Source organism: Methylobacterium goesingense, assembly GCF_022179225.1.
Lineage (GTDB): Bacteria > Pseudomonadota > Alphaproteobacteria > Rhizobiales > Beijerinckiaceae > Methylobacterium > Methylobacterium goesingense.
The window spans coordinates 1-13,616 of sequence record NZ_BPQL01000180.1 but is presented as its reverse complement, the minus strand read 5'-3'; the positions used below and the strand labels follow the sequence as shown (position 1 = coordinate 13,616).

The following is a 13,616-nucleotide window of genomic DNA, read 5'->3' as shown; positions in this document are numbered from 1 at the left end:
TGGCGCGCCGCGTCGCGGGCCGTCGCCGCCTGCATCACCACCGTTCCGCCCGGCGCCCGGATCTGGCCGCTGTGCTGGATCAGCGCCGCGTCCGAGCCGTCCTTGCGCGAGGGGATGGCGACCTGCAGGAACCCGTCGCCGGAGAAGTCGAGGGTGGCCTGCTCGCCGGCGCCGAGCCCGACCTTGCCCATCGGCACGCTGATCAGGCCCGCATTCTCGACCCGACCGCCCAGCAGCGCGACGTAGCCGCCCCTCTGAACCGTGATACTGCCCTGGTTCGACACCGTGCCGGACTGGCCCGTGCCGCGGAAGAGGCGCTTGCCCGCCTTGAAGTCTCCGTCTGTCGTGTCGAGGGTCGAGGCCACGAAGGCGCCCGCCTGAACCGTTCCGGTCCGGGTGATCGCGACCCCGTTCGGGTTCACGAGGTAGATCTGCCCGTTGGCGTTGAGTTGGCCCGCGATCGTCGAGGGGGCCGAGCCGGTGACCCGGTTCAGGATGGCCGAAGAGGCCGAGGGCTGGCTGATGTCCACCCGCGCGCCCTGGCCGATGGAAAACCCCTGCCAGTTCACGATCGCGCTCGACGTCGTCTGCTGGATAGTCATCTGGTTCGCCGAGGGCGTGCTGATGCTCACGCCGCCGTGGACCGTCGAGGCGCCGGTCGGCAACTCGCCCGCCCCGGCCGCGAACGAACCCGTTAGAGCCGTACCTGTCAGGAGCAGTTGGAGCAGGGGTCGGACAGTGCGGTTCATGGACGATCTCTGAGGCGCAGGCTGGCCAGGTCGTGGTGACGGTGTCTCGGTGGCGGTCGGATCAGAAGCGGACGGCGCCCACCACAGTGAAGCGGTTTCCGTCGGGCAGGGCATCGTTGCGGAAGCGGCGCCCGAACTCGAGGGTGAGCGAGGTCAGGGTGCCGTTGGGCTCCGCTTGTGACAGCATGCGCACGCCGACGCCCACCGCCGAGACACCGAGTCGTGCCTTCTCGAACGTGGTCGGCTGCTCGAGGTAGAGCGCGCCGGTCGCCCCGAAGACGTAGGGCGCGATCGAGAGCGGAAGGCCTTCCGGCGTCACCGAGAAGGGCGACGACAGCTCGCCGCGCACAACCCAGCCGCTGTCGCCGCCGAGGCTGCCGGCGTCGAAGGTGGAGAGCTCCTGGAACGACGCGAAGCTGATCTGCTCGCTGCGCGCGAGCGCCTGGCCGAACGAGGTCTGGCCCCGCGCGTACAGGCCCAGCACCACGGGATCGAAGAGGGGCTGGGTATAGCTGACGAGCGCGTCGAGCTTCTGGAACTCGGCATCCGCGCCGAGGCGGGACAGCGGCAGCACAGGCGTCGCATCGGCGGCGCTGCGCGCGCCCAACCCGTTCACGCCGAGTGAGAGGGTGCCGGTGGCGGCGAGCAACCCCCCGTTCTCGAAGCGCATGTCGCCCGCGCCGCTGAGGCGCAGGACCCGCAGCTCATCGAGGCTCAGCGGTGCGATCGTCGCCGGCAAGACGAGGCCGAGCTGCTCGCGGGTGGCATCGAAGGCGACTTCGGTGAAGAAGTTGGCGGTGCGGCTGCGCAGCCAGGGATAGCGCAGGCGGAAGGAGAGACGCTCGAAGTCGCTGCTGGTCTGGATTCCGTTGCTCAGACGCGGCGCCGTCCGGCTGTTGGTCGCCTCGAAGTTGAAAGTCAGCCCGTCCGTGCCGAGCGGGAGGATGAAGCCGCCCGCGAGGGTGCGCAGACGCGGATTGTCGCCGAACGGACTGCCGATACCGCGGGCATCGTTCTCTCCGGGATGGCCGAAGCCGCGGAAGTAGATGGTCTCGCCCTGGCCAAAGGCGGTGTTGATGTCGAGGCCGCCACCGAGGGAGAATCCGCCGAGCTGGCGGCCGACGGTGTTGTCGCCGCTGAAGAACCCCGTGACGGGCTTGTAGAGCGACTCGATGATCAGAGCGGTTCCGCCCTGTGCGGTGCTGGGCGACAGGGTCGAGCGGAGGGCGACGCCGGGCGTATCCCCGGCCAGGAGCAGGCGCCGCTCGATCTCGCCGATCTGCAGGTCGCGCCGCCCGATCAGGGGTTCGAGGAGGGCGGAGACGCGGCTCCGCACCGGATCGGGCACGTTGCGGTAATCGATGCGCTCGATGAAGCCGCTGACCACGACGAGGCGCAGGCGGCCGCCATTCCTGAGCTGCTGCGCGGGCAGGACGACGCGGGTGAGGACCGCGCCCGAGGCGATCAGGGCGGCTTCGAGGTCACGGGCCGCGGCGAAGATCTCGGCGGCGAGGATCTGGCGTCCGACGAGCCGGCTCTCCAGGCGCTGCAGTTCGGGCGCGAAGCCGGGGGGGGCGTTTTCGATGCTGACGCCGGAGAGGCGCACGCTCAGGCGATCCGCGCCGGCGGGCGTTCCAAGGCCGGGCTGGCCCGAGAAAACGAGACCGTTGCCGCCGCCGGACTGAGGCGGACGAAAGCTCGGAGGGGTAATCTGACTGGCAGTCTGCGCCGAAACCTCACCGGTTACGCAGAAGACGGCACTCAGAGCGATAAGCGAAAAACGGACCCATAAGTGCTGAGAGGACATCTTAGTGGCTGAGCCGCTTTCATATCGCGCAAGCCCTTCTCGCGCCCCACTAGCGACAATGCCAGTTGACGCCCGCAGGTCAACGGAACATGCGACTATTGACATGTTCCAGAGCGATGTCTGCGAGGGAGTGTATCAATTCAGCATCACCACAGCATATCAAGGAATAAATATTTATAATAACCAGAAGCAAGCATGATGCCTAATAAAAGCAGTGGCTATATATTCCTACGATATGACCTGATCGATAATTTGGATTGAACCGAGCGAGAGGCTACTGCATGGCTGCTACCATGGATTGTCGGAAGGCCAGATTGAGGAAGCTGATAGGTGCAGGCGGCCGGTAGCCCAGGGATGAATGCGGCCGGACGCGGTTGTAGCTGTTTTGCCATTGAGCGATCACGGCTTGGGCTTCCTTGAGCGAGCAAAACATCTTTGGGCGCAGGCATGCGTCACGTAGCTTGCCGTTGAAGCTTTCACGGTATCCGTTCTCCCACCGCGAGCCCGCCGTGATGTACGGAATTTCGAGCCGGCTTCGGCGACCCACTTGCGCAGTGCTTTCGAGATCATCTCGCTGCACGGTCCTTCGGTTCCGGACCAGTGTCGCCGCGGATGTGCTCCGGGATGCCATGCAGGCACATGGCGTCGGCCAGCGCCTCGATCACACCGAGACTGTTGATGCGTCGCGCCACGTTCAGCGCGAGGCACGCCCGACTGTGCTCGTCAATCAGCGTCAGGATGCGTAGGCTTCGCCCAGGTTCGTCTGGGCCTGCGCGAAGTCGAAGCGCCAGACGTGATGACGCCGAAGCGGCCGTAGTCGCGCGCGGGAGACGTCGTTCAGCCAGAGGCGGCTACAGGGTCTCTGTCGGCTCGGGACCTTCAGCCCCTCGCGACGCCGGATGCACTGAACCCGATCCTTGCCCACCTGCCAGCCCTCTGCCTGCAGCAGCGCGAAGACGCGGCGGTAGCCATAGCGCCCGTACTCGGGCGTCAGGGCAAATGACGGCGCGGGTCAACTCACCCTCGTCGGCCGGCACGGTCGGCTCGTAGCGTTGCGTGTCGCGGGGCTGACCGACGATCCGGCAAGTGTGACGTTCCGAGAGGCCGTACTCTGCTCACGGATGCCGTCGACCGCCTGCCGGCGTCACTCTGGGGCTAAAAGTTTTGCTGGCGCTGGCCTTCGGCTCACGAGGCGACGTCCGCCAGCACCTGCTCTTCCGGGGATAGCGCGGCTACAAGCCGTCGCAGCCGTGCGTTCTCGCGCTCGAGATCCTTCATATTCCTGGTTTGATCGACCTTCAGTCCGACTCCTTCTGTCTTGGCTGATCCTGTCGATCAGCCCGGTCCGAAGACAGCCGGTCAGGTCAAAGTCCTGAAAAGCGAAGTAGTGGCCCGAGCCATCGAGAAGCCTGCCGCCCTGCTGCGGCGGGCGCGCACGGCACGCGTTTGGCGACTTGACGCTCCCTCGGCGCCTCTCGCCGACGCACATGACGTGCTTGACCGCCAATGGGGCGCATCTTCATTTCGCCGCCCGCCTCCTCGAGCGCCGTAGTACCATCGACTATAGGGCTACCCCAGCTACGCCTAATGGCCATCCATACAGGCGCCAAATCGGTGTTAAGTACTCCTTAAATAATGAGGCATGGCGATGCAGAACGATCTCGCCGTTGGAGGAATGAACGCTGCCATCGGGCGCAGTTCATGGCCTCGCCTGGGGTATCCGAGCACCTCGGAAGTCCTTCCTCCCAATCGCGTGCTGTTCTGGCAGGGCGAGCCGCAAAACAAAGAATTGGAAATATTGGAAGGCGCTGTACGGGCGGTGCGCCTCTGCTCTGCCGGAGAACGGCAAGTTCTGGCATTCTTTTGGCCCGGCGATACCATCCATTCAAGCTGCATGGGCACCCCAACCTATACAGCGGAGGCGGTCACCTATTGCAGGATACGCTCGCGGCAAAGTTCTCAGAGTACCGACCGAGGCGTCCCGGTCAGTGCACATGAGCAGGTTCTTCGGGAGATGCTCGATCTGATCCAGGGCGTGAGCCGGCGCTCCGCGCTGAGTCGCATCGCGTGGTTCATCCTGCGGATGCGCAACCACCTTCCGTGCATGGATGCCGATCCCGACACCTACAAGTTCCTCATCCCGCGCAACGACATCGCCGATCATCTGGGGTTGTCGCCGGAGACGGTCTGTCGTGGCCTGATGGAGCTGAAACGGCGGCAAGCCATCGAGATGCCGACCCGTCGCACCATCCGGTTCCGGAACGTCGCCCAGATCCTCAGGATCGCCAAGCGCCAGGGATAAAACGGTACTCCTCTCCGAACACCGCCCGATTCGGCATCTGGGACCGATCCTTCCATCCAAGTCCGGATACAGGCTCCAGCCCTGATCGCGCGGCGGCTTAATCGAGCGTGCGTCGGCCAAGGTCGGGTCTTCGAGAAGCCAGGGCGCGCGACAGGGGGGGAGTTGAGGCATGTGCGGCCTGTGCGGCTACATCGACCCCTGGAACAGAGGCGGCCGTGACGTCCTCGTTCGCATGGCGGACCTCCTCCGCCATCGCGGCCCCGACGATGCGGGCGTCGCGCAGGGCGAGGGCTGGGGTTTGGGCTTCCGCCGCCTCGCCATCCTCGACTTGAGCCCCAACGGCCACCAGCCCATGAGCTACGGCAACGGGCGGTTCCACCTCGCCTTCAACGGCGAGATCTACAACCATGTCGAGTTGCGCCGCGATTTGGAGGCGGAGGGCGAGCGTTTCCGGGGCGGCTCCGACACGGAGGTCCTGTTGCGGCTCCTCGCGCGGCGGGGAGAGGCCGCGCTGCCAATGCTGAACGGCATGTTCGCCTTCGCGCTGATCGACACCGAGCGCCGCACTTTCCTGCTGGCCCGCGACCGCCTCGGGGTGAAACCCCTCTACTACGCGACCGGAGGCGGAAGCCTGCGCTTCGCCTCCGAGCCAAAAGCCATGCTGGCTTGGCCGGGCGAGCGGCGCGAGATCGACGATGCGGCCGTGGCGCGCTACCTCGCGCTGGGATACCTGCCCGGGGAGTCGGCGATCTTCCGCGGTCACGCCAAGCTCCCGCCGGCCCACGTCCTGGCGGGCTCCCTGGACGACCCCTCTGCCGCACGGTTGCGTCCCTATTGGGATCTGTCGCTCAGCGACGATCCGACCCGGCGGCCATTATCCCCTGGTGAGACGGAGGAGCTCGAGCACCTTCTGCGGGACGCCGTCCGCATCCGGCTGCGCAGCGACGTGCCGGTGGGTGTGTTCCTGTCGGGCGGCTTGGACAGCGGGCTCGTCGCGGCTTGCGCTGCCGACGTGCCGGGTCCGCGCCCGCTCGCCCTGACGGTCGGATTCGCGGAGGGCGAGGCCAACGAGACCGACCTCGCCGCGGCCACGGCACGGCATGTCGGGCTGGATCACCGCGTCGTCGCCCAGAAGCCGGACGGCCTCGACCGCCTGGACGAGCTCGCCTGGTTCTTCGACGAGCCGTTCGGCGACCCTTCCGCATTGCCGACCTTCACCTTGTGCGAGGCCGCCGCGACGGTCGGACGCGTGTTCCTGTCGGGCGACGGAGGCGACGAAGCCTTTGCCGGCTACCGGCGCTACGTGGAGGCGCTTCGCCACCGCCGCGTCATCGATGCGGCTCAGTTCGTGGGGCCAACCCTTCGCCGGGTTGCCGGGCTGGCGCCCGCCCTGTCGCCCCTGCGGGCCCGACTGGCCAAGCTCGGCCTGCCTGACCGGGGCTGCGCCGCCGCGTTCGACGATCTGCCCGCAGACCCCGCCCTGGCGGCTGTCGCGCACCCGCGTCTGCGCCCCCTCCTGGCGGAGGCGGGTGCGCCCCTGTGGGCGCGGTGGGCCCGCAGCCGCGGCAGGGCGACGATCCTGCGCCAGCAGGATCTCGATTACCGGCTTTACTTGCCGGACGACGTGCTGGTGAAAGTCGACCGTGCCTCGATGGCCCATTCCGTCGAGGTGCGGTCTCCGCTTCTCGACATACGCCTCGTGGAGTGGGCCGCCCGGCTGCCGCGCGGGGCTTTGCTCGACGCGCATGAGGGCAAACTCCCGCTGCGCGCGCTCGGTCGGCGGCTCCTTCCGACAGCCGTCGAGCGCGGTGCCAAGCGGGGTTTCGGCGTACCCCTCGATGCGTGGTTCCGCGAGGCCAAAGGACAAGCGCTCGTGCGAGAGCGGCTGCTCGGCGCTCACGGGACGGATCTGGGCCACTGGGACCGCCGAGGTGTGGGTCGCATCCTGGACGTCCACGGTTCAGGCGCCGGGCGCGGTTTCGGGGTTCTCCTCTGGCGCCTCCTGATGCTGGAGGCCTGGACGAGGCAGCACGCGGCGCGGACGCGACCCGCGGAGGCCCGGCACGGCGAGCGTGCCGGCAGACCGGCCCCGGGCTGCACCCGCGCTCACGCCGGGCAGGCATCGTTCTGACCGACCCCGCTAAAGTCTGGTCGACCGTGGCTGGTCCGGCGCGGCGTGATGGCGATGATCCTTGTCGGCGATCGATGACGCCGGCCCGGCGTCGGGTGCCGGAAAAAGGGCATCGCTGCGCCCGGTCAGGCGGTAGACGACCAAACCGACCCATTCTTTCGCGGCCACGTCGAGCAGGTGGAGCCCGTCCGCCGTGTGCTCGAACGTGAATCGGGTCGCGAACGGCCCCGCCGTGCGGAAGTCCACGGGGTAAGGCTCGACCACGAGACCGACCCGACGAAAGGCGCCCATGGCCCGGGGCATGTGCCACGCCGAGGTGACGAGCAACCAGCGCTCGCCCGGGTGCTGCTTCAGCAGCTTGCGCACCTCTTCTGCGTTCTCGGCGGTGGTCCGCGAGCGCGCCTCGATGGTGAGACGGGCCGGCGCAATGCCGATTTCCTCCAGGTAGGCGGCCGCCAGCACGGCCTCGGGCGCGCGCGCTCTCCCGCCGGTCGGGGACGGGTCGCCGCCGGTGTAGATCAAGCGCGCCGTCGGGTGGCGATGGGCCAGATCGATCAGCGCCGTGATACGGCCTCCGGCATCGTTGAGCGTGAGCTGTCCGCGGGTGCGTGACGTGGTGAGATCGACCCCACCCGAGAGGACGATGATGCCGTCCACCGGCCGAACGACGTCGTGCTGCGCCTGGAAACGCTGCTCCAGGGGCAGGAGTGCCCAATTGGCGAGCGGGGTCAGTCCAGAGAGCGTTGCCAGCACGCCGGCCCAGGCGAGCCCGGCCCCGACACGGTGCCGGCCCGCCGCCATCATGGCCAACCCAAGCAGCGCAAGCCCGGGAAACAGGTTCGACGGGGTGGCCAATCTCCAGGCGAACTGTCCCACAAGATGAAGCAGGACCTGGACCGCCTCCGGATTCCCCGTCACGCGCCTGCTCGCCTGCGGGGAAGCGGGCAGGTTTCGCGTTCGTCATCCGCGCGCGTGCCGGACGCGGGGGCGGCCGCCCCCTGGATCGGGGCGGGCGGCGGCGGGGCGGGCCGACGCGATCGGTTCCGCCGACGCTGAGCCTCGAACAACTGTTCGCCGACGTCACCCAGGCGGTAACGGGCATGCATTTTCAGGTTCACGTCGGTGAGAACCGCGAGGGTGGTACGCTCGCCCGGAGCCGGCCCGTCGCCCACGAGCGGCATGGGCCGGCGCAGGAGACGCAGGGCCTGGTCCGCGACCCTTCGATCCGTACGCCCCCAGGCCAGCGCCATCAGCGTGGCGTCAGCCCCTTCCGCGACCAACCGGACCTGCGAGGAGGCGAGTACAGGCGGGGCGTCCACCACCACGAGATCGTACCGATACGCCAGGATCTGCCTGACCCGGCTGGAGCGATCGCATCCCAAGGCGAGCACGAGATCACGTCCGATGCCCTCGCTGACGGGACGGTCGACGCCGAGCACCGGATCGCGTGCGAAAGCGGCGGCGGCTGAGAAGGATCTCGAGGCCGTACCGGCTTCGGTGAGCGGGTAGGGGGGGACGTGCTGTCCGAGATCGGCATCGTCGTCCCAGCGCACCAGCAGGACGCGGCGCCCGTCTTTCCGGGCGCGTGCGGCGAGGGCGGTCGCCAGCCCCGCCTTGTCCTCCGCCCGCGCGCAGGCCGTGACTTGCACGACGCAGGAGGAGCCGGAGCGGCCGCAGCGGTGCAGCAATGTCAGCGCGATCGAGCCTACCGCACGGCCCCAGGGTGCGTGCACGTCATCGGTCGAGGCGCCGGCCCCTCGCTTGGTCGGCGCGCGTGGGACGAGGCCGAGGCATGGGACGCCTAGTTCCTCCTCCACGTCGCGCTCGCTCCGGTAGCCCTTGGCGAGCCGCTCCAACAGGAGCGCGACCATCGCGCCCAGGATGCCGAAGGCCACCAGAGCGGGCACGGCCACCACGACGGGGTGCAGCGAGTTCGGCCGCGTGGGCACCGAGGCCGCGGCGACGACCCGGGCGGCGGATGCGAACGCGGGCTGCGGCTTGCTCGCCTCTTCCAACTGGCGCTGCTGCTCGGTCAGGTTTTTCCGGGCCGTTTCCAGGCGCAGGTCCAGGGCCTGCCTCTTGATGCGCTGGTCGACAGTCGTTCCCTGGACGGCTTTGAGCTCGGCGAGGCGCGCCTCGAGCGCGTTGGCCTGAAGCCGGACGACCCGGAGATCGTCGGCGGCGGCCGATACCCCGATATCCCGCTCGCGCGCGGCGATCTCCGAGCGCAGCAGGACCAGTTGTTGGGTCATCTCGGCGACGGATTCACCCTCGCGGTCGGTGACGGCCGCCCCGTTCTCGACCTGGAAGGCGCGCACCCGTTGCTCGGCCTCTGCCACTTCCGCCCGGGCCTCCTCGACTCGCTGCTCCTGAAATTCCCGGCGTCCGGAAGCCTCCTGGGTCCGGCGCTCGCCCAGCTCCCGCACGTGGCGGGTGACCATGCCGTTGGCGACAAGCGCCGCCCGCTGCGCGCTGCGGTCCTGGAAGCTGACGCTGATGATGCTGGACTGGCGCTCCTGACGCACCAGCATCGCCGTACGAGCCTGGCCAGGACCGAGGTCGCTCGATGGCGTCTCGGCCTCGGGCTCCACCGGGCGGGACGCCAGGCCGAGTTCCCGCGCGGCATCGCGCAGCAGGAATCTGGCACGCTCGACGAACGAGGGCTGGGCCCCGATGGCGGCCGAGGCGGCGATGTATCGGGGCTCGGCCGCCAAGTCATCGAACACGCGCCTGAGGCGCGCCTCGGACGTGAGAAGGATGATGTGCGTGTCCACAACGGGCGCGAGCAGGCCGGCGGCGACCTCTGAGGCGGCCGGCTCGACCATGACCTGCGCGGTGGCCACGTAGGAAGGCGGCAGGAGAGCGGACAGCGTGCCCGCGAGCAGCGCCCCCGTGACCGCTACGAACCCGATGAGGCGGGCCCGCCGCCTGATCACCGAGAGGAGGTCGCGCATCCGGAGGCCGCTATCGGCGTAAGCTGCGGCGGGCCCCCTCGCCGGAAAGGGGCGAATCCCCGCGCGCTGCTCCGGTACTGGGAACGGTGCGTCGTGGCGCGCCTCCCCCGGCGCTACGATCTCCCTCAGCGCCGCGATCGCCTCCCGGCTCGTCCCCGCCTCCCGCAGCGTCGCCTGTTCCCGCTGGCGCGCGCCGCGCGCGATGTCCCCTGCCTCATTCACGCTCACGGCTCCTTCCGGTCCATTCGCCCGACGCGCTGCCCATGCCGCGCGCATCGAAGCCGCGGCGAGGATGCGAGCGATTTCAGGCTAGGCCGCGGGGCCGGTCCGAAAGTGACGGCCGTCAGTTCACGCGGCCGACGAGCCACCTAGGGTCGCGACTGCCGACTGGGGCAGCTTAGCCGGCACGCCGATCGGGACACGTCGAACGAGGAGGATCACGTGAAAGCGGTCATCCAAGCGGGCGGACGAGGCACGCGCCTCATGCCCTACACCTCGGTTCTGCCGAAGCCGCTCATGCCCATCGGGGCAAAGCCGGTTCTCGAACTCCTCGTGAAGTGGCTGCGCCGCAACGCGATCGAGGAACTCTACATCACCACCGGTTACCTCGGGCACCTCATCCGCAGCTTCTGTGGCGACGGGCACCAGTGGGGCCTGCACATCGTCTACACCGAGGAAACAGAGCCCCTCGGCACGATCGGCGCGCTCACGCTGCTCGAACAATACCTGGACGAGACCTTCCTCGTCCTCAACGGCGACGTTCTCACCGACCTCAGCCTCCGGAGCTTCACGGGCATCCACCGCGCCCACGGCCACCCCTTCACGATCGCCACCGCGTGCCGCTCCAACAAGCTGGATTTCGGCGTCATCGAGGATGAGGACGGCGTGGTCATCAGCTTCAACGAGAAGCCGGTGCTCACCAACAGCGTGAGCATGGGCATCTACTGCATGGAGCCGGAGATCCTGGACTTCATCCCCCGTGGGATGCCGTTCGGCGCGGACGACCTCGCCCACTGCCTGCTGGCGAAGAAAGTCCCCATCCACGTCTACAAACACCAGGGTCTGTGGCTCGACATCGGACGGGTCGAGGATTTTCACAAGGCGCAGGACATCCGGTGGGAGGAATTCGCCCCGTCCCTCATGGTCGTGGGAGCCTGACATGGAGACCGTGTCCGCGCGCGCTCCGGCAGCCTCGGATCCCGCCCCACTCGAGCCCACCCGCGAGTCACGCCGGCTTCTCGTGGCCGAGCCGTGTCTCGGCCTCGGGGAGATGACCGCGTTGGCCGAGGTCATCGACGGCGGCTGGATCACCATGGGTGAGCGCGTGCGGGCTTTCGAACGCGCCTTCGCGGAGATGCACGGGACGGAGGACGCGGTCGCGGTGAGCTCGTGTACGGCGGGGCTGCACCTGATCATGCACGCGCTCGGGCTCGGCCCGGGCGACGAGGTGCTGGTGCCCTCCCTTACCTTCGTCGCGACGGCCAACTGCGTCCGCTACGTCGGCGCCACCCCGGTCTTCGTCGACATCGCGAGCACGGAGCTGCCGTTGATGTCCGTCGCGGATGCCGCGGCCAAGTGCACGCCGCGCACCCGGGCGGTGATTCTGGTCCACTTCGCGGGCTACCTGATCGACCCCGAGCCCTGGCGGGCCTTCGCCGCCGAACGCGGTCTCGTGCTGGTCGAGGACGCGGCGCATGCCGCGGGCTTGCCCGGCGTCGGGACCCTAGGCGCGGCCGCGGCCTTCAGCTTCTACGGCAACAAGAACATGACCACGGCGGAGGGCGGTATGGTCGTCGCCCGCGATCCGGCGCTGCGCGAGGCCGTCCGCCAGGCCCGTGGCCACGGCCTGACCACCGGTACGTTCCAACGGCTGAACAGCCGCACGCCGACCTACGACGTCACCATGCTGGGCTTCAACTACCGCATGGACGAGCTCAGGGCGGCCATGGGCCTGGTCCAGCTCTCCCACCTCTCCGAGTGGAACGAGACCAGGCGCGCGCTGACGCGGCGCTACCGGAGCCTTCTCCGCGCGGAGTGCCCGGAGGTGAGCCTGCCTTTCGAGGACGCACGCCCCTCCGTGCACCACATCATGCCCGTGCTGCTGCCCGCCAACGCCGACCGGCAGGCGGTCATCGACGCCCTCGCGGAGCGGGGCGTCCAGACCACCATCCACTACCCGCCCGTACACCGCCTCTCGTTCTACCGCGCGCAGGATTCCGCCCCCGACCTGCCCACGACCGAGGCTTTCGCGGACCGGGAACTGACCCTGCCGCTCCACCCCCGCATGAACCAGCACGACGTTCGCCGGGTCGTCACGGCCCTGCGCGAAGCGCTCGCCCCCTGAAACACTCGTCCCCGAGACCCCGCCCGGCGCGGGTGTGCATCCTCCCGACACGGAACTGCCTCATGACCGACGTTTCCGTTGCCCAACCCCGCCGTACCCGGGTCTTTGCTCGACTCCACCTGCACGAGGCCGCGCGGCGCCGTGCCTTCGACCTCGTCGTGGTGGTCTTCGCCGCCCTCCTGCTGGCGCCCTTGGCGCTGCTCGTCGCCCTCGCGATCCTGCTGGAATCGGGTCGGCCCATCCTGTTCGCGCAAGTCCGCCTCGGGCGCGGCGGGCTGCCGTTCGTGATGTACAAGTTCCGGAAGTTCGGTCCCAGAGCCGGCGCCGCAGGCAGTCCGCTGACCCTGGAGGGGGATGCCCGAATGACCACGGTCGGGAGGGTCCTGATGGCGACCAAGCTCGATGAGTTGCCTCAGTTCTGGAACGTGCTCCGCGGCGACATGGCGGTCGTCGGGCCCCGCCCCGAGAGCCTGGCCTTCGCGGATTGCTTCCATGACGGGTTCGACGAGGTTCTGGATCACAAGCCGGGCCTCCTGGGGCCCTGCCAGATCCTGTTCCGCAGCGAGAGCGAACTCCACACGCGGAACGTCGACCCGCAACGCTTCTACCGGGAGGTTCTCTTCCCGCTCAAAGCGCGCGCCGACATGGCCTATTTCCGGACGCGGACGCTCGCTTCCGACCTCGCCCTCACCGTCCGGGGGGGCCTGATCGTCCTGGTCCCCAGGCCCATGCCGGAGATTGCGCCGGACGGCACCACCCTCGTTCCGGTTTCGTCCGGGGACGCGAGCCCGCCCGTTCAGGGCACGGCCTGAGGAAGAGGCGACGGATCGGTCTTGAACCGCCAGAGCTTGAGGGAGACCATCATGGATTACGCCGACACCAGGGTCCTCGTGACCGGAGCGGACGGGTTCATCGGCTCGCACCTGGCGGAGGCCCTGGCGCGCCGCGGCGCACGGGTGACGGCGCTGGCCCTCTACAATTCGTTCGACAGCCACGGCTGGCTGGACGACGTGGCACCCGAGGTGCGCGCCCGGCTCGACCTCGTGCGCGGCGATGTTCGCGACGCCGCCTTCGTCGGACGGTTGGTGCCGGGGCACGACGTCATCTTCCATCTGGCGGCGCTCATCGCCATCCCGCACTCCTACGCAGCGCCCCAGGCCTACGTGGACACCAATGTCACGGGCACGCTGAACGTGCTGGAGGCGGCGCGCCAGCATGGAACCCGGCGGGTCGTCCACACCTCCACGAGCGAGGTCTACGGCACGGCGCTCACCATGCCGATCCGGGAAGACCATCCCCTCCAGGGCCAGTCGCCCTACTCGGCCTCGA

The 13,616-nt window shown here is 68.6% G+C and carries 10 protein-coding genes and 1 pseudogene; 6 read left to right on the top strand and 5 right to left on the bottom strand.

The features are described 5' to 3' along the window. From MFF30_RS23755 to MFF30_RS23745, 3 genes and pseudogenes are all read right to left on the bottom strand, one after another. The coding region (locus MFF30_RS23755) for a two-partner secretion domain-containing protein (protein ID WP_238282593.1) at positions 1-749 on the bottom strand (749 nt) is incomplete at its 3' end. Between the two features lie 61 nt (positions 750-810). Beyond that, positions 811-2,355 (bottom strand): ShlB/FhaC/HecB family hemolysin secretion/activation protein, encoded by a 1,545-nt coding sequence (locus MFF30_RS23750; RefSeq protein ID WP_238282592.1) that lies wholly within the window; start codon positions 2,353-2,355, stop codon positions 811-813. A gap of 475 nt (positions 2,356-2,830) precedes the next feature. Beyond that, positions 2,831-3,861 (bottom strand): annotated as a pseudogene (locus MFF30_RS23745) (IS3 family transposase); the annotation flags it as partial. A gap of 343 nt (positions 3,862-4,204) precedes the next feature. Between MFF30_RS23745 and MFF30_RS23740 the strand changes: the two are divergent. After that, positions 4,205-4,858: a Crp/Fnr family transcriptional regulator gene (locus MFF30_RS23740; RefSeq protein ID WP_238282591.1), complete on the top strand. Its 654-nt coding sequence runs from the start codon at positions 4,205-4,207 to the stop codon at positions 4,856-4,858. Positions 4,859-5,027: 169 nt separating this feature from the next. Then, positions 5,028-6,989, top strand: a complete 1,962-nt coding sequence (gene asnB / locus MFF30_RS23735; protein WP_283205932.1) for an asparagine synthase (glutamine-hydrolyzing) — start codon at positions 5,028-5,030, stop codon at positions 6,987-6,989. Positions 6,990-6,998: 9 nt separating this feature from the next. Here the strand turns inward: asnB and MFF30_RS23730 are convergent, their stop codons facing one another. Together MFF30_RS23730 and MFF30_RS23725 are read right to left on the bottom strand one after the other, a co-directional pair. Further along, a complete protein-coding gene (locus MFF30_RS23730) occupies positions 6,999-7,907 on the bottom strand; it encodes a YdcF family protein (RefSeq protein WP_238282589.1) in 909 nt (302 codons plus the stop codon). After that, positions 7,904-10,165, bottom strand: a complete 2,262-nt coding sequence (locus MFF30_RS23725; protein WP_238282586.1) for a Wzz/FepE/Etk N-terminal domain-containing protein — start codon at positions 10,163-10,165, stop codon at positions 7,904-7,906. Before MFF30_RS23725 ends, MFF30_RS23730 begins: the two co-directional genes overlap by 4 nt. Before the next feature lie 219 nt (positions 10,166-10,384). Between MFF30_RS23725 and MFF30_RS23720 the strand changes: the two genes are divergently transcribed. From MFF30_RS23720 to MFF30_RS23705, 4 genes are all read left to right on the top strand, one after another. Continuing rightward, complete coding sequence (locus tag MFF30_RS23720; protein WP_238282584.1) at positions 10,385-11,101, top strand: nucleotidyltransferase family protein; 717 nt, start codon at positions 10,385-10,387, stop codon at positions 11,099-11,101. A 1-nt stretch (position 11,102) separates the two neighbouring features. After that, positions 11,103-12,287, top strand: coding sequence for a DegT/DnrJ/EryC1/StrS family aminotransferase (locus tag MFF30_RS23715; protein ID WP_373320995.1), 1,185 nt, complete (start codon positions 11,103-11,105; stop codon positions 12,285-12,287). A 62-nt stretch (positions 12,288-12,349) separates the two neighbouring features. Next, positions 12,350-13,099 (top strand): sugar transferase, encoded by a 750-nt coding sequence (locus MFF30_RS23710; RefSeq protein WP_238282582.1) that lies wholly within the window; start codon positions 12,350-12,352, stop codon positions 13,097-13,099. 51 nt (positions 13,100-13,150) lie between these two features. Continuing rightward, a partial coding sequence (locus MFF30_RS23705; protein ID WP_238282581.1) for an SDR family NAD(P)-dependent oxidoreductase occupies positions 13,151-13,616 on the top strand: 466 nt, incomplete at its 3' end.

Coding starts and splice junctions, on each gene's coding strand:
- MFF30_RS23740 (WP_238282591.1), top strand. CDS start 4,205: ATGCAGAACGATCTCGCCGTTGGAGGAATGAACGCTGCCATCGGGCGC.
- MFF30_RS23710 (WP_238282582.1), top strand. CDS start 12,350: ATGACCGACGTTTCCGTTGCCCAACCCCGCCGTACCCGGGTCTTTGCT.
- MFF30_RS23715 (WP_373320995.1), top strand. CDS start 11,103: ATGGAGACCGTGTCCGCGCGCGCTCCGGCAGCCTCGGATCCCGCCCCA.
- asnB (WP_283205932.1), top strand. CDS start 5,028: ATGTGCGGCCTGTGCGGCTACATCGACCCCTGGAACAGAGGCGGCCGT.